The sequence below is a fragment of the Streptomyces zinciresistens K42 genome (assembly GCF_000225525.1).
Classification (GTDB): Bacteria; Actinomycetota; Actinomycetes; order Streptomycetales; family Streptomycetaceae; genus Streptomyces; species Streptomyces zinciresistens.
The window spans coordinates 146,777-162,200 of sequence record NZ_AGBF01000001.1; the positions used below are offsets into that span (position 1 = coordinate 146,777).

The 15,424-nt window shown below is 70.2% G+C and carries 14 protein-coding genes; 8 read left to right on the top strand and 6 right to left on the bottom strand.

The annotated features are described in order from the left end of the window. The first annotated feature begins 62 nt into the window (after positions 1 to 62). The 3 genes from SZN_RS00705 to SZN_RS00715 all read left to right on the top strand — a co-directional run bounded on the left by SZN_RS00705 (position 63) and on the right by SZN_RS00715 (position 2,944). Positions 63 to 956 (top strand): radical SAM/SPASM domain-containing protein, encoded by an 894-nt coding sequence (locus SZN_RS00705; protein ID WP_007490579.1) that lies wholly within the window; start codon positions 63 to 65, stop codon positions 954 to 956. A gap of 13 nt (positions 957 to 969) precedes the next feature. Beyond that, positions 970 to 2,169, top strand: coding sequence for a methyltransferase domain-containing protein (locus SZN_RS00710; protein WP_043727135.1), 1,200 nt, complete (start codon positions 970 to 972; stop codon positions 2,167 to 2,169). Between the two features lie 148 nt (positions 2,170 to 2,317). After that, positions 2,318 to 2,944 (top strand): hypothetical protein, encoded by a 627-nt coding sequence (locus SZN_RS00715; RefSeq protein ID WP_007490583.1) that lies wholly within the window; start codon positions 2,318 to 2,320, stop codon positions 2,942 to 2,944. Here the strand turns inward: SZN_RS00715 and SZN_RS00720 are convergent. From SZN_RS00720 to SZN_RS00730, 3 genes are read right to left on the bottom strand one after another with little or no spacing between them, the layout of a single operon-like run. Continuing rightward, entirely contained in the window at positions 2,938 to 3,663 is a 726-nt protein-coding gene (locus SZN_RS00720; RefSeq protein ID WP_007490585.1) for a hypothetical protein, read from the bottom strand. The two genes, SZN_RS00715 and SZN_RS00720, sit on opposite strands and share 7 nt — an antisense overlap. After that, on the bottom strand, positions 3,660 to 4,316 hold the full coding sequence (locus tag SZN_RS00725) for a hypothetical protein (protein ID WP_007490587.1): 657 nt from the start codon (positions 4,314 to 4,316) through the stop codon (positions 3,660 to 3,662). The genes SZN_RS00720 and SZN_RS00725 overlap by 4 nt, the downstream gene beginning before the upstream one ends. A gap of 46 nt (positions 4,317 to 4,362) precedes the next feature. Beyond that, complete coding sequence (locus SZN_RS00730) at positions 4,363 to 6,549, bottom strand: hypothetical protein (protein ID WP_139063501.1); 2,187 nt, start codon at positions 6,547 to 6,549, stop codon at positions 4,363 to 4,365. 440 nt (positions 6,550 to 6,989) lie between these two features. Between SZN_RS00730 and SZN_RS00735 the strand changes: the two genes are divergently transcribed. The 5 genes from SZN_RS00735 to SZN_RS00755 all read left to right on the top strand — a co-directional run bounded on the left by SZN_RS00735 (position 6,990) and on the right by SZN_RS00755 (position 11,072). Further along, a complete protein-coding gene (locus SZN_RS00735) occupies positions 6,990 to 7,565 on the top strand; it encodes a hypothetical protein (protein ID WP_007490592.1) in 576 nt (191 codons plus the stop codon). Between the two features lie 106 nt (positions 7,566 to 7,671). Beyond that, positions 7,672 to 7,977, top strand: a complete 306-nt coding sequence (locus tag SZN_RS00740) for a hypothetical protein (RefSeq protein WP_063741715.1) — start codon at positions 7,672 to 7,674, stop codon at positions 7,975 to 7,977. Between the two features lie 48 nt (positions 7,978 to 8,025). Further along, the gene (locus tag SZN_RS00745; RefSeq protein ID WP_007490596.1) at positions 8,026 to 8,559 is read left to right on the top strand and encodes a hypothetical protein; all 534 of its coding nucleotides are present in this window, start codon (positions 8,026 to 8,028) and stop codon (positions 8,557 to 8,559) included. 130 nt (positions 8,560 to 8,689) lie between these two features. Next, positions 8,690 to 9,472: a hypothetical protein gene (locus tag SZN_RS00750; RefSeq protein WP_007490598.1), complete on the top strand. Its 783-nt coding sequence runs from the start codon at positions 8,690 to 8,692 to the stop codon at positions 9,470 to 9,472. Positions 9,473 to 9,734: 262 nt separating this feature from the next. Beyond that, positions 9,735 to 11,072, top strand: coding sequence for a hypothetical protein (locus tag SZN_RS00755; RefSeq protein WP_007490600.1), 1,338 nt, complete (start codon positions 9,735 to 9,737; stop codon positions 11,070 to 11,072). Positions 11,073 to 11,225: 153 nt separating this feature from the next. Here SZN_RS00755 and SZN_RS00760 read toward each other — a convergent pair whose 3' ends face one another. The 3 genes from SZN_RS00760 to SZN_RS00770 form a co-directional block, all read right to left on the bottom strand. Further along, entirely contained in the window at positions 11,226 to 11,819 is a 594-nt protein-coding gene (locus SZN_RS00760) for a hypothetical protein (RefSeq protein WP_007490602.1), read from the bottom strand. Positions 11,820 to 12,020: 201 nt separating this feature from the next. Then, positions 12,021 to 14,036 (bottom strand): protein kinase domain-containing protein, encoded by a 2,016-nt coding sequence (locus tag SZN_RS00765; protein ID WP_007490604.1) that lies wholly within the window; start codon positions 14,034 to 14,036, stop codon positions 12,021 to 12,023. Between the two features lie 75 nt (positions 14,037 to 14,111). Further along, the gene (locus SZN_RS00770; protein ID WP_167546271.1) at positions 14,112 to 15,404 is read right to left on the bottom strand and encodes a M14 family zinc carboxypeptidase; all 1,293 of its coding nucleotides are present in this window, start codon (positions 15,402 to 15,404) and stop codon (positions 14,112 to 14,114) included. Between the last annotated feature and the right edge of the window lie 20 nt (positions 15,405 to 15,424).

The window sequence follows — 15,424 nt, forward strand, 5'->3', positions numbered from 1 at the left end:
CGTCCCCCTTCCTGAGAAGGGGCGGCCGGCCCACCGTGAAACACAACCGAAGGGAACGGCTCGTGACGATCGCACCCGAGGCCCCCACCAAGCCCCTTGTCCCCACCTTCCTCGAGTTGGAGATCACCCGTCGCTGTCAGCTGACGTGTCCCTCGCTCTGCTTCGTCCAGGCGGGCCCGACCCAGGGGCACGGCGTCATGTCCGCCGCCGATTGGAAGCGGATCATCACCGAGGCCGCCGCACTCGGCGTCAAGAAGATCCAGCTGATCGGCGGGGAAGCCACGCTCCACCCGGGCTTCGTCGAGATCGTGGAACACGCCCTCGGCGAAGGGCTCAAGGTGGAGGTGTTTTCCAACCTGTTCCGCGTCCGCCGTGACCACTGGACGCTCTTCGAGCGGCCCGGTGTCTCCCTGGCGACGTCCTACTACGCCGACACGGACGAGGGACACGACGAAGTCACGGGGCGCGAGGGCTCCCACGCCGAGACCCGCGCGAACATCATCGAGGCGCACCGCCGCGGGATCCGCATTCGGGTCGGCATCGTGGACGTGCTGGACGGCCAGCGTGTCGAACAGGCCCGCGCAGAGCTGGAAGGACTCGGCATCACGGAGGTGCACGTCGACCGAGTCCGAGCCGTCGGCAACGCGGTCAAGGGCGAGGGTCTGCCGTCCACGTCCGAGCTGTGCGGCCGGTGCGCCACCGGCACGGCCGCCGTGCTCGCGGACGGCACCGTCACGCCCTGCGTGCTCGCCCGGTTCTTGCCCGCCGGACAGGTCCAAGACGCCACACTGGAGCGGGTGTTCACCTCTCCGCAGTGGCAGCAGGTCGCCGCGAGCATCCCGGCCGCCCGCATGGACCCGTGTGGTCCGGACTGCGGTCCCAACGACGACAGTCAGGGCGGCGGCGGAACCTGTGGCCCCGCTGACGACAGCGTCATCCCGAACTCTGCGGGCTGAAAGGCAGGACCCTTTGAAGGACTGGGAAGCGGCAGCAGAGCAGTTGGCCGTCAAGACCGTGGTGAGGGCCGAGTCGCGCTGGTTCAAGCCGCTGGCCACCACACCGAGGCACGTGTTCGTGCCCCGGTGGTGGACCAGGGCCACCGCTGGCGGTGAGCCGGTGTGGGAGTTGCGCGACGGCGCGAGCGACACCGATGCGTGGCTGCGGGACGCCTACGCCGACACCACGCTCGTCACCCGCATCGGTCCCCACCATGCCGACCACGCCCAGGCGGGCCAGCCCCTGACCCGGAGCCGAGAGCGGCGGTCCACGTCATCCTCCACGCTGCCCTCTCTGGTGCTGATGATGTACCGGGCCGCGTTCATCACCGACACCTCCCGGCTCCTGGTGACCTGCGGGAGCGGCTACGGCACCGCTCTGGCCTGCGCTCGCCTCCGCGAGGAGCTGGTCACCAGCGTGGACGTCGATCCGTATCTCGTTCAGGCGGCACGCAAGCGGCTGGCCGAGGCCGGCCATCATCCGCGTGTCGAAGTCTGCGATCTGACCGGCGCCCTGCCTGAGGGCACCTACGACCGGATCATCTCCACCGTCGCCGTGCCCACGGTGCCCGTCTCGTGGCTGGAGGCGCTCGCTCCCGACGGGCGGCTGGTGACCACCATCGCCGACACCGGGCTGGTCATCGTCGCGGACAAGACCCCCGACGGCGGCGCCGTCGGACACGTCAAACTCGAGGCCGCCGGGTTCATGTCCGCGCGTCACGGCGAGGACTACGACGACACCTTCCCGGAGAACCCGCCGCTGTGGCAGACCGTCCAGCACGCCGACGGCGAGAGCATCACCACCGGCCGCTACCCGCTGACGTACGTACCCGACACCTGGGACCTACGCTCCACCCTCGAACTCGAAATGCCCGGCATCGACCACCGCCAACACACCGCGCACGACGGCACCCGCACCATCTACATGCTTCACGCCGACGGCTCCTGGGCCCGCGCCACAGCTACCGGACGCAAGGACTCCCCGACCGTGCACCAGGGCGGGCCCCGCCGGCTGTGGGACCAACTCGACCGCATCCGCACCTGGCTCGTCGTCGACGGCGACCTCCCCATCCACGGCGCCAAGGTGACCATCACCCCCGACGGAGCGGCCACGTTCTCCCGGAGGGGCTGGTCGTCCACCATCATCGGCGCAACCAGCATGCTCAACCCGTAGAGCCTTCCGGCAAATCCAGCGGCGCGTACGCCGAGGTTCGCCAAGGCAACCTCGGCCGCACGTCGGCTTGCCGACCGCGGCTCCATAGGGTGGATCAGCACGGGACGACGCCTTGTCGTCCACGTCCTGGACGCGAGAGGGATGACCCATGACAACCGCTGAGCCGCCGTCGGCCGAGACGTCATCCCAGAGCGTGTGGGAGTGCTCCCTGGTCTGGGCGGACCTGCTGATCGGACTCCACGTGGAATCGCTGGAGCAGGATCGCCACGGCCAACTCTTCAAGTTCTCCGAGGAGGAGACCGCCCTGTACGCCGGGGCGGACCGGCCCCTGGTGTCCTTCCTGATCGCGGCGGCCCTGCACGAGCGGATCCTGGGACTGGACCTGTCCTTCCCCGACGCGGTGTTCGTGCCGATCGCTGCTCCGCACGAGGAGGGCGTAACCGGCACGCTGCGACGGTCGGCGTACAACGCGCTCGAGCTCAGCCCCGACATCGAAGACCAAGGGGGCTCCTCGCGGGCGCTGTTGATGCGCGTCGCCCTGGCTTCCCATCCTGATGACCGGCTGCTGTGGGACCGGGTCCGAACGACCGCCCTCACCGTCGTGGACACCATTGCCCGGAGAACCCATGCGCGGCACACCGGGCCTCGCCATCCCGACGCCCAGCCTGATGGCCCGTACTGGGAGCGCGGCAGCACGATCGGGGACGTCCTTCTCACCGAGCAGCATGGTCGTGAACTTGACCGACTCGCCGAGTTCTGGGGCGACGATCACTGAGCGGCGGGGACAGGTTCCTCGGGTTTCAGGTCCTCGGCCCGAATGATCACCCGCTCGCCGTGCGGGCCCGGGGCCTCAATCCTGATGTCACCTTCCACGGTGGACATCACTGTGCGCCGCGCCTCCACCTGCCCCGGGATCGTGAGGACCACCTCGTACCCAGGGGGAGGCCCTGGCATCACAGTGCGGTTCTCGTCGTCCATCAGCCAGGCCGGAGCGACGACCTCACCGTTCCGTCCCTCGTCCTCGCCGCCGATTACCTGTACCCGCGTGCGTGGCGCCAAGCCTGCCGGCCGCTCGGCGGCAAGCGCCGCCCGCGCAGCCGAACCGGCCCAGAGCGTCACCACGTCGACTGCAGGAAGCGGCGAACCGCGGCCGATGCCGCGCGGCATCCCGTCGCTGTTGGCCAGCGAGGGCTCCTTCGGCCACGGGCGGGTCAGCCAAGCCCACTCGGCGCGAGTCTCCTCTGCTGCCAACCTCAACTCGTCGCCGAGCTCGTACACCATCGCGGGCCCCTGGGCGAGGTGCCACAGCACGCTCCCGATGTCCACTTCTTCAACGGGGCGTTCCTGCCGCTTGGCCAGGCCCGAGAGAGCCACCGCGAGCACGCCGCGAATCGCACGCCCATCCCACGAGTCCGCCGGATGATGTCCGAGTGCCGCGATCTCGTCGGCGCGTTGAACCGCCTGTGCCCAGGCCACGGGACGCTCCTCAGTCATGCTGCGAGCCTCCATACGGTCTCGAACGAGTAACGCTTATCGGCGACTTGTGAGACACGCAGGGAAGCGGGCCACCGCACGCGATCAAGTCCGAACCCACCGCTCTGATGAGACAGCGAGGGTCGTGAGACACCCGAACTGTTCATAACCAGGGCGGGGTCCGGCAGAGCCTCCGCGATCCCGCGGCTCATCCCTTCCCACCGCGGCTCTGGCAGGGGTCCGTCCGCCGCGTTGCGTCCCCGCTGCATCAGGGCCTCCCAGGGCGGGGGCGGCACGTTGCGGCGCCGAATGGGGGCTTCGGGGCCCCACGGCCGGTTCAGCCACCGCCATCGCGCGAGCAGCGGATCCGACAGCTCGTCAACCGGTGTGGTGAGGGCCTGGCCTGCATCCGGGAACGTGTCTTCCACGAGGTGGATGACGTGCTCGTCGTCCCACAGCCACCACAGGACTTTCGACCACGGCACCTCGTTGACCGGCGTCTCGTGGCGCACGTGCAGCGCGTACAGGACCACCACCGTGATGATGTCGCGGATGGCGACGTCGTCCCAGCAGTCTTCGTTCATCCCGCCGGGCCGCTCGCGGTCGGCGACCACCGTCGCGCGGCTCACCGCAGCCTCCCAGGTGCTGGGTGACGTGGTCGTCTCTGCGGTCACCTTCTCCTCCGGTCTTCTCGGGTCGGCGGCGCCGTGAGGCCAGGTCTCAGAAACGGATGTTGTAGACGGAATGCGGGCCCAGGACTGCGGTGAGGCCCACCAGCAGAGCGGGCTGTTGCTTGTCGCTGTAGGAGTCGACGTGTACGTCGGTGCGCAGATGCTGCCACATCCGGGCGACCGGGTCGTCGCCCGCATTGAGGTCGTGGCCGAGGGCCTGAAGCCGCGCGCCCCAGCGGCGCGTCGTCTCGGCAGCCGCGTCGGCTGTGACGCCCGTGCCCTCGAGCCCCATCAGGGCGAGGACCTCGTCCCGGCTGATCTGCTCGACGCTGTTCTCCCCCTCGCGGGCCAGGAGGTAGAGGGCGAGAGTGAGGGCGGCGCAGCCGTCGCTCAGCCTTCCGTCGCGCACCTGGTACTGCTCGAAGCGGCTGCCGGCGACCTCGACCGTGCGCTCCCACGCGTCCTGCAACACCTGCGGCCCGCCTTCGTCCCGCCACAGCTGCAGCCGGTCCGGGACAGGCTGGCGGCTCGGCGCCCACCGGTCACTCTCCTGCTTCAGGTCGGCCAGGAACGCGTGGACCGCCCGCGCCAGCCGCTGGCCGTCGTCGCTGTCCCGGACCGCGGGGGCCGAGAGCGCGTAGGTGATCTCGAGGAGGAGGAGTGTGAGGGCGTTACCGCCGTGCCGCTCGGGCAGCCGCGGGCGCAGGCCCGCTGCCAGGGCCTGTGCGAGATCGTCCTGCTCCAGGTCGATCGCCTCGGCGAGCGCGACCGTATCGGACTCGGGACCCAGATAGGAACGGAAGGAGCGACGGTTCTGCTCACGCTCTTGGAGTTCAGCGAGCGGGGGCATGAGCCGGCGGGCGGCGTAGGCGGGGTCGGCTTCGCACAGGATGAGCCTCTGGAGGAGGCAGTGGCCCAGGTCGTCCGGGGCCCCGTCGACGGGGGACATGATCGTGACGCCGCAGCTGCAGTGCAGCGTGAGCGGGTCGCCCCAGCGCCCCTCGACCAGGAAGGACTCCTGGTTCTTGCAGGCCGGGCAGGCGAACTGCTCCAGGCCCGTCTCGTGGTCGTAGGGAGGGGTGCCGCTGATGGAGGAGTCCTCGGAGATGCTCTCGTTCCACCGGGCGATGCCGGCGTCCCACCGTGTCAGCAGGATCCGGTCGACGTTGATGTGCCAGACGTGATCATCGGGGTAGCCCTCGGGGGCGCCTTCGGTCGGCCGGTCCTCGCGGTAGCCGATCCGGGGCAGTACGACACGGCGTCCTTCTCCCAGCGCACCCGGAGCAGGGGTGGACACCGGGGTCTGGCTGCCGCCGCTGATCGCCTCCAGCCGGTGCTCAACGGTGCACTCGTGGCCGCTCTCACGCAGCCCGTACGGGCAGTGCTCGACATGCAGCGCAAGCAGGTGCCGGGCGTGACTGCACAGGTCGGCAAGGAAGGCACGGTCGCGGCGGGCGAGCCGCTTGATCGGCGCGATGAAGGGGTCCGTCTCCGGCGGTGCCACGAAAACGCGCAGAATCTCCTCGGACCGCTCCGGGTCCTTCAGTACCGGCAGCGCGCGGGTGAAGACGAGTTCCCGGATCCTGTCGGTCGTGACTTCGTCGGTGCGGGCCTGATGGTGGAGGACCGCGCCGAGGAGTAGTGCCACCGCGTCGGCGCCGGTGCCTCTCAGCCCGGCCTCACGCTGGCCGAACTGGTACTGCTGCCACGCCTCGGTCAGCTCCCGCTCGGCCATCGGCGCCGCCTGGGACGACCAGCCGATCACCACCGCACCGACTTGGCAGCACAGCTCGGCCAGCGTCTCCGTCTCATCCAGGCCCTCCACAAGGGGGAGATGGCCCATCAACGCGTCGAGCGCGTCTTCGGCCGCAGCCCGCCGCTCCGCGGGCGTCATCTGCTCGCACAGCTCGACCAGCGGCTCACCGGCGGTCACGGCCCGCACCAGGCGCTTCAACTCGGGGGAGGAGGCGCTCAACCTGTCGTCGCCATCGGTCATGTAGCCGGGCAGCTCGCCGCGATACACGCGCAAAGCCGTCAGCCGGGAGAACGTCACCAGCCGCACGAGGCAGCCCGTGTCGGCGGCGACCTCATCCAGATGCTCGGCCACGCACTCGCAGTTCTTGAGCACGGCGCCCATCAACGCGCCGAGAGCCTCCTCGTTGACCGCCCGCCCTTCGGAATCCGTGTCCGTCGCAACCCTGGGCAATTCCACCGACCCGTGCTGGTGCGTGCCCATCGGGCCCCCTCCTTCGCCCGCCCCGCCCGGAATGCGGATGCACGGCCTTCTCTCGTCTCAGCAGATCACAGCGTAGGCGCCGCCCGCAGGCCCTTCCAGCCGTCAACGACGGTTCAGGAAAGGACAGATGAACCACGGTCGGCGCCATGCCCAGCATCCCCATCATCAGCCATACTCAGCCCACGACATCCGCACACAATCTGCCCGTCGTCCAGAACCTCGAGCACCCCCCGCATGAAGGCGCAGCTCCGCGGCGAGAAACCCCGTGTGACCCACGCGGCTCCACGCACACTCATCAGTGACGCGGCAGATACACGAGAGCGTAAACCGCTCCATTCGGGGCGCTGTTACCGTCCTGGTCTGACGTGAATTCGCGGAACGCACCCGGAGCGATGCGGCACCGCCCGCGGGGCCGTGAACTGTAGGGGGAGGAGCCGGAGGTGCTGACCAGAACCGGTCGCGCGTGGCAGATATCCGTACTGGCGGCCTGCGGGATCGTCCTGACCGCGGTGCTCGCCGGAACCGGGCTGTCCCTCCGCCTCGCGGCGGCGGTGGGTCTCGTGCTGCTGGCGCTGCTGTGGGCCACCGCCCACGTCGTCACCGACCTGGAGCTTGCCTACCCGGTCACCCGGCGCGGCCGCCTGCGAGCAGCTGCCGCGCGCAGTGAGCCCCTCCTCGCGTTCACCGGTGCGGCCCTCGCGGCGCGCAACGCCGCCGGCCGCGCCTGGCACACGGCCCACACCGGTGAGGCCGACCGTCACCAGAAGGCCCGGTCCGATCTCGCGCTGGCCTTGACGGCCCTCGACGAAGAGCTGCCCCGCGTCCAGGGCCTCGGCTTGCCGAAGGCCACGGAGGCAGCCAACCGACTGAACACCGAGCTGCACGCGCTCGGCGCCGGATGCACCCTGTCGGCACTCCAGAACGACCAGGACCGCCTCGCCGCCCAAAACGTGATCGGCACCCACCTCGATGTCCTCCTCGACCTCACCGAGGAGGCCCAGTCGATCCGCCCCTAAAGCCCCGGCGCCGGCCGACGCACGCGGGGGATGCCGGCCGACAGGACATGACGGACCGAGGCGGGGGCCCACCCTAAGTTCCGACGACGAAAGGACGACACACGACGTGCCTGACCTTCCTGAACCCGAAATGGCCACCGTGCGCATCCCGAAGGCCGCCCAGGAGGCGTTCGCGGCAGCCGTCGCCGCCGAGGTCGTCGCGACCTTCAAGGACGACAGTGGCCTGGACTGGTACTACCCCTGGGGGACGCGCGAGGTCGACCACCTCGAGGTCGCCCTCCTGCCCGGCGGCGACGAGGTCATGCTGCGGATGTCCTCCGACCGGGCCGCGACCATCGTCTGCCCGATCGAGCGCTGGTACGAGCTGGTCGGCCGGATGACTCCGCCCGGGCAGGGCCCGCAGGAGGCGTGACCCGGCGTACGCTGCACAGGCGACGGACATCAGGAGGGGGCGGCGACGATGGGCTGGCGGCTCGGCAAACGACGCGGTGGGGACATACGGCAGGCAGCCCACCGTGCTCAGTGGGCCATCGCGGTCAACACCGGCTACATGGCCTGGACGTCGGCGTGGAGCAAACAACCCCGACCGTTCCAGACCGACCCCGCTGGCACCCCCCACACCATCACCGGCCCGCTGCTCGCGCACAGCCAGGAGATCGACGAGGCGCTGGGCGCCTTCCTCGCGTGTACCCCGTCCCCAGAGGTCAGTGAACTCGTGGACCGCACGCGGCGCTTGCTGAAGCCGCTCCTCGATCTGCAACCGTCCTGGACCGCACACCTCGCCTCCCGCCAGGAGGGCCGCCGGCTCTCCGCGGAGGAGCGGGAGAGCGCGCTGGGCATGGATCTCGACTTCGGCGGCTTTCTCCTCAAGGGCTGGCCGCACGAGGAGACCGCGATCAGCGCGGCCCTCGCCGTCGCGCCGCATCTCGATCAGGTGCACGACGCCCTCGTCCCCTACTCAGGCCGGAACTGGACAGCCCCGGTGAACCGTTGACCCCCCGCCCCCTCCTGGGCTGGATGATGGAGACAGGGGATACCCCACGCGGCTTCCCACCCGTGATCGGCGGAAGCCGGGCGGACATCGACCTGCCGCAGCGGGTCGGCGAACTACAGGAGGCGTTGCGGTGCAGCTGGAGCAACAGTCCGGTCGGCTCTGGGGCGGCGGCGTCGCCGCCCGCATCGACGCTCGCATCACCGCGGACCCAGGAGATGCAGAGACGGAGTCCGCGCCGGTCTTCCACCTGAGCCGGCATGACCCAGCTCCCGCGCCCGACCCGGACGACACGCTGCTGACCATGTTCCTCACCGCCGTCGACACCGGCACGTCCGAGGACCGGAGCAGGACTGCCGCTTTCGAGCGCTGGGCACTGACGTCGTCGGCGGTCGCCGTACGTGTTCGCGGGGACGAGGCGCCGGAACTCGTCGTGGACCGGATGATGGCAAGCGTAAGCCTGGTCGCGGTGAACACCGCAGGCGCCCTGATCGACGGGCGGACTTGTCGTGTGGGGCTGCGCTCGTCGATCTTCGGGGGGCGGTACAGCCGAGACGGCGTTCTTCTCACCATGACGAGCGAGACGCCCGACGCGCCGGTGGAGCTGTTTCCGTCGCTGCTGTACGCCTGGCTGTCGTGGTGGCGTCAGCGCGACAGGGCGCGGCATGCCCCGCAGGCCCCGCCGCCTCCGCGGCGCGACAGCGCTGACATCAACGACTTCGCGGGGGAGGTCGCCGCGTGGATCGAGCGGGCCGCAGAGGTGAACCGGTCGCGCCCTGCTCCCAAGGCCAACGTGCCGCTGCCGCCGGAGCGCCTTGACCTGATCGAGGACGGGCACCGCTACACCGTGCACCTGAGGGACTTCGAACTCACCACCTGGCCGGACCTGCCTCCCGCGCCGGACCGCGGGCTGTAATTCAGCGACGGGTGCCGGGACACGCAGCACGCTGCCCATGGCAGCGCAGTGCCCACTCTTCGCAGCCCTCGGACCGTTGCTCCGTTGCTGGCCGCCGATCAGCCAGGAAGAATACGGTCCGTTGCTGATCAGTGCGGATCGTGCGCAGATTCCGGTCTGTGGGTGGGGATGACGTCAGGGAAGTTGTGGACGCATCGGGCCGAGACAGTCGAGTCCGGATAACTTGGTAATCCGAGGTCCGGTGTGCCGATAGCGTGAGCCGGTGGACGACGATCTCTTGCAGCAGATAGAGAAGGCCCGATTCCCCTCTTCGTGGGTTGGCAGCATTGCCTGGGCACAGGCCCTGATCCGGTGGCATTTCATCCTCTCGGCCAACGCCTGGGCCGAGGCTGAAGAGGACCTCGGTGCCGACCAGGACGAGCTGACCTCGGTCGTCACCGCGGTGCTGGCGGCCGCGCTGCACGCGACGGCGATCAAAGAGGGACTGGATGCTCCGGATGGTGCCCGCCTGCTCCAGGTTCCACTCCAGCCGATGATCGAACTCGTCACCCATCCGGACCGGGACGTCCTGCGACAGGCTGTCCCCGAGGACAACGTCATCTGGCCACAGGCGCCTGAACTCCTCGAGGTCATCCTCACTCCCAAGGACCCGGACGGGCTCGCTGTGCAAGGTGCGGTGACCGCGCTGACAAACCGCGTGATCCGGACTCATGCGTCACACGGTGAGACGGTCGGTGAGCGACTGCGCACCATCCCCGATCTGCAGCAGGCGATTGAGCGCCTCGAGTCTCTTCCGTATCCGGTGAACGAAAGCGGTGTACCGGCCCTGGCGCAGCCAGTGGGCGGCCTCTCGCTCGATGCCCACCGTCGGGCGGCCGAATCTCTCAAGGCACACCATCGGGTTCAGCAGATCATCGGGGATATGCATCCGGCCCTGAGCCGTGAACTGCTGCTGGTGCGCGCCGCGTTGCTCGACCGGATCGTCCTCGCGTTCGCCGACTATGCCTCTGCCGAGCAGCAGGACAACGCCCGCGCCACAGCGACCGCTCTGCGGGAGCACGATGCGAGAAGCGGCCTATGGCGCGGAGATGTCCCGCCCATGGACAGCCGGTGGGACGACGTCCCGCAGCGGTATGTCCGTCAGGAGTTCCTCGCCTACCTGTCCCGCACCACGGCCGGTCGGCAGACCCCCGCGCGCTCCGGGCACGTGACCTCCGTCCACCTGATCGAGGTCCCCGCGCATCACACCCTGCCGGCGCAGTTCAGGAACCACCCCTGCGGGCGGGGCCGGCACCGGCATGATTACCGCATCCGGATTGAGGTCGTCGCCCCGCTCGACGTGCTCACTGAGGATGCCTCGGCGCGGCTGCGCACGACGGCTGCTGCTCTGGAGCGCGCGGAAGGTCCGCTGTGGGACAAGGACCTGGAACGGCTGGACGGAGGCGTGGAGGCCGGAACGGACGAGCGGTGGCTGGCCGGGTGGGTCCACCAGTGGGTGGACGCTCAGCTCCCCCCGGGCCTAGGGGAGCACCTTCTGGTCGAGGTCGAGGCCATCGACCTGGCGTCGATCCCGGCTGTGCACCTCGGCAAGGCACGGTAGGTCCTCGCCTTCGGGACACTGGTCCGCTCTGTGAAGGGAAGCGGCTGCTCAAGATCAGCCAATTATCCGGGCCCACCGTTCGAGGGGGACAGTGTCGCGGACCGGGGATCAGCGGCACACGGCGGACACCCGCCTGACCGACGGCTCGTGCAGCTACCGGATCGGATCGACGGTGACGGACAACGAGTGACCGGTGGGCAGCAGTGCCCGATAGCGGCGGCCGGGCCGGTGCCAGCGGGACTCCGTGTCGGGGATCAGGCCCTCGAGCAGGCTGTGCGCCGCGTGATCGTTTTCGGTTATCACGTGCACAGTGTGGGAGCGGCTTTGGTCGGTGACCACCAGTTCGTCCATATGAGATTCCGTCGTCCCGGCCCACGCGGTCAGCGCTCTCAGCGCGCCTGCCGTCTCCTGGGTGGTCGTCGTGCGCTCTGGGAGAGCCGGCATTCCGGGGACATGGGGAGCCGCGTTCGTGACGGCGACGACGAGGGTGTCTTCCCACCGCCCGCGGGCCGACGCGCCGTAGCGGCCCATCAGGACCTCACCCACCTTGGGCACTGCGTGCACACGGGCCGCGATCTGGTCCACCGCCATCCGCTGGTCAGCCAGCGGCAGCTGATTCGGCGTTTCAAGAATGACGTATGGGCCCCCGTCCCCGTCGCAGGTGAAGGTGATGGACAGCGGCGGCAACGACCCGACGTCGTCCAAGAGCCGCGCCACGTCCTCCAGTTGCCGCACAAGATCCCGCATACGAACAGCATCCCGTAAGCGGTGGAGCCTGTCACACCGCGGCGATCGCATACCTATGCTTCCGCACACTCGACGGGCGCCGCTGGATGCGTAGTTGGCCTACAGTCGCAAGGAGGAGACCACCGGCGGGTGCCACTCAGCGGGATCAACGGCAGCACATTGCCGTGATAGCCCGTGGCGGAGCCCCGGGCCACGGCCGGTTCACGGCTGTGAGGGCGGCTGGTACGTGGCGATCGCCCGGTCGAAGACCTCGGCGACGCGCTCACGTTGTGCCGCTGGGCCCACGACGAAGATGACGTGGTAGCGGCCGCTGATGATGGCGGCCTGGTTGCGGGCGTAGAGCACGGTCCCTCGGGCGTCGGCGTACGTGTACCGGCCCTCGGCCAGCGCCTGGTCCGTCCCGATCTCGACGCGCCGGACACCGTCTGCGGTGCAGGCGGGGTCGGCTCGGTAGGCGGCGAGTTCCGGTTCTGCTTTCTGGTAGTCGAGCGGGTCCGGGTGGTCGTCGACGGTGTCGCGGCCGGGTACGACGATCAGGGTGAGGTCGTCGCGGGTGAAGCGGACGCGGGACTGAAGGGGCTCGGCGTGGCGCTTCCACCCGGTCCCGACGGCGAGCTGGAAGCCGGCCGGGTCGTCACGGGCCGAGTCGGCGGGCGGCTGGCCCGAGGGAGGGGCGGAGGCGGCGGGTGGGCCTGTGGGATGTGCCGCAGTGGGCGCCTTCGTGGCCGGGGTGTCCGGGGCACCGGCTTGGCCTGTCCGGGGCAGGGCGGCGAGAGCTACGTAGACCGTCGCGCCCAGGGCCAGGGGGACAGCGGTGGCGATAAGGAGAGTGCGTCCCCGTAGGCGCGGCACCGTCCGTGTACGACGGTGCCGCCCCGGCCGCACGGCCACCGGCCCGGCGGGGCGGCGACGGACCAGGTGGCCGCGGAAACGCAGCACCGGCAGGCGGCTGGCCGGCTCTTCGGCCGGCTCACTGGGAGGCGCGGGTTCACGGGCGGCACGCAGCAGGGACACCAACCAGCGGTCGGTTTCGTCGATGGACAGCCGCTGCGCGGGGTCCTGACGGAGCAGGGACTCGATGACGGCACGCAGTTCCCCGCAGTCCTCGGCAAAGGCGGGCGGGTCCGCGCACACAAGGTCGACGAGCTCCTCAACATCTTCTTCCGGGTAGGGCGGGTGGCCTTGGAGCGCGCGGAAGAGGAGGACGCCGAGCGCCCACAGGTCGACACCCGGCCCGAGTGGCGGCGCGAGCTGCCACGCTTCGGTGACGGGCGCGGCTTGTTCGGGCGCCCACCGTTCGGTGACGGCACCGATGCGCACCATTCGCGCGTCTAGAGCCCGGCGCGCCTCGAGCGCCGTGACCGGACCGGGAAAGTCGTCCGCCGCGTCGCAGGGAGCCGGTGGCGGGTCGGCGCGGTCCCGGCTGGCCGTGGCCGGATGATCGGCAGGGCGGGAGGGGCGGGCTGCTGCCTGGCGCTGGGCGTCGGCGCGTAGCGCGGCCGACCCGCCACCGCCGCGTGCGGGTGTGAACCCAGCCGGCAGCCGCCCCGGCCAGGGCAGCTGCGTCTGAAAACCGGGCTCGGGGGAGGATTCGGGCCGGTGGAGGGGGGTGCGCCGAGCGGTCTCGTCGTCGTGTGGGTGCGGGAGCGGCCGGGGCCGGTGCCCGCACAGGGCCTCCTCGGCGACGCTCTGCGCGAGGCCGTCGATGAGGACGCCGCCGTCGTCGCCGATGAACACGGTGTCCGCCGTGATGTTGCGGTGGAGCCAGCCGCGCGCGTGAAGGTGCCGGAGTGCGCGCAGAATCTCGCGCGCGATCTCGGCGGCCCGCAGCGGGGTCAGTGCCGCACGCCGAAGAAGGACCGACATCGGGCGCGCGGGTACGCGCTCGCTGACGATCCACAACGTCTCGCCCTCGATCAGCACGTCGAAGACCTGGGCGAGATGGGGATGGTCGGGCAGCCGGGTGAGGGCACGCACCGCCTCGTATGCGGTGCGCACAGGCTCCTCCGCCTGCGGGCCGTCTGGCGAAGTATCGGTCGGGGCGTTCACCAGCGGGTCGGTGGTGAGCGTCTCGGGGAGGACGACGCGGGTCAGTGTCACCTCGTGCCCGCTGAGCATGTCCACACCGTGCATGACGGGCGCATCGGCTATCTCCGGCTGGCGCTCCACGGAGAGGCGGTACCGCCCGCCGAGCATGCGCGTCGAGTCGTCGTTCATCGTCGTCCTTCTCGGCCCTCGGCGCTGCCGCCGCCACGCCCATTGAGGGGGCAGCGGCAGCATCGGGCGCCGCCTTCATCGGCTGGCGCCGAGGTCCTCGTCGTGGTGCACCAGCGGTCGCTTCTCGCGCCCGGCCACGATCTCCGCGGCGGCGAAGACCGTGGTGATCTGATAGGTCACCGCCTGGGCCACCGGCACCGGCTCTGGCCGCAAAGCCGCCTGCGCTCGGCGGCACCACGCGCCGAACTCGTTCTCCACCGCCTCGTGTTCGCTGCGCAGGGCAGCGTTGCGGGGCTGGCTGGCGCAGCGGTCCCGGAGGTGGCGCAGCAGCATGCCGGCGGCGCGCAGCGGCACCGTCAGCGTGAGCGGCTGATCCGCGGCCAGGGCGGGGTGCTGCTGCACCTGCCCGATCATGTACGCCATGATCGCGGCCTGGTCACGCACGGCCGCGGTGAAGATGCTCTCTTTGCCGCAGTCGGCCGCCAGCACCCGGTGCAGCGCGTCGTTGACGGCGGTACGGGCCTGGTCCAGGACGGCGATGCTCTCATCCGCGGGCAGGGTGAGCGGGCACGTACGCCACATCGGCACCTCGGGGAAAATGCCCAGGGCGCTGTGCCGGGCGGCGTAGTGGGCGCTGCTCATGCCGGTGGGTTCCCATGCGGCGTCGGGCGGGGCCGGCTGGGGGCGGGGGAGAACGAACACGCCGTGGCCGGGGCTGTCCCAGCCGGCGCAGTCGCTCGGCGCGGAGGCGACGGGCAGCGCGCTGCGGTCGGCCGCGGCGGCGAGCACGCCCACGAGCTGTGGTTCTCCGGGCGTGATCATGTAGTGGCAGTGGTCCCAGTTGCCGCTGTGCAGGGAGACGAGCAGGCGGGGGCGCACGCTGTCGATGACCGTCATCATGGCCCGCGTCTCGGGCAGCGGGGCGGTGAAGTGCTCGGTGGGAAACGTCCATTCGGGCTGGTCCGCTCCGGCCGGCCGGTAGAGCCCGCGGTGGTAGGACTCCATGGTCGGCGGCCACGACGTCCACCATGCTTCGTTGAGCGCGGACCCGTCGGGATCGGTGCACGGTATGAAGTGCCAGGTGTATCTCTCGCGGGTCTCGGCATGCCTGCTGACGTACCTGGCGAGGGCCTCGATGGTGGCCAGGCCGAACGGCTCGTCCGGGTGCGGGGCGCCGAGGAGAAGCACATCGACGGGCCCGCCCTGGACGGTGAACAGATCCACCGGCCGGCCGGAACGGGAGCGGCCGACGGTCCGCAGATGGCACAGCTGCGGATGCGCGGCGCTCACCGCGCGCAGCCGCACGCCGAGCTCTTCCAGCGTGGGCGGTCGATCACCGATGAGATGAGTCGCGGGATGAAGATCCACGAACAACCTTTCCTCGTAGC

What these genes read in the sequence shown, in the direction of transcription:
- SZN_RS00765 (WP_007490604.1), bottom strand. Translation starts at nt 14,036, where the DNA reads ATGAACGACGACTCGACGCGCATGCTCGGCGGGCGGTACCGCCTCTCC.
- SZN_RS00730 (WP_139063501.1), bottom strand. Translation starts at nt 6,549, where the DNA reads ATGGGCACGCACCAGCACGGGTCGGTGGAATTGCCCAGGGTTGCGACG.
- SZN_RS00745 (WP_007490596.1), top strand. Translation starts at nt 8,026, where the DNA reads ATGGGCTGGCGGCTCGGCAAACGACGCGGTGGGGACATACGGCAGGCA.
- SZN_RS00720 (WP_007490585.1), bottom strand. Translation starts at nt 3,663, where the DNA reads ATGACTGAGGAGCGTCCCGTGGCCTGGGCACAGGCGGTTCAACGCGCC.
- SZN_RS00760 (WP_007490602.1), bottom strand. Translation starts at nt 11,819, where the DNA reads ATGCGGGATCTTGTGCGGCAACTGGAGGACGTGGCGCGGCTCTTGGAC.
- SZN_RS00715 (WP_007490583.1), top strand. Translation starts at nt 2,318, where the DNA reads ATGACAACCGCTGAGCCGCCGTCGGCCGAGACGTCATCCCAGAGCGTG.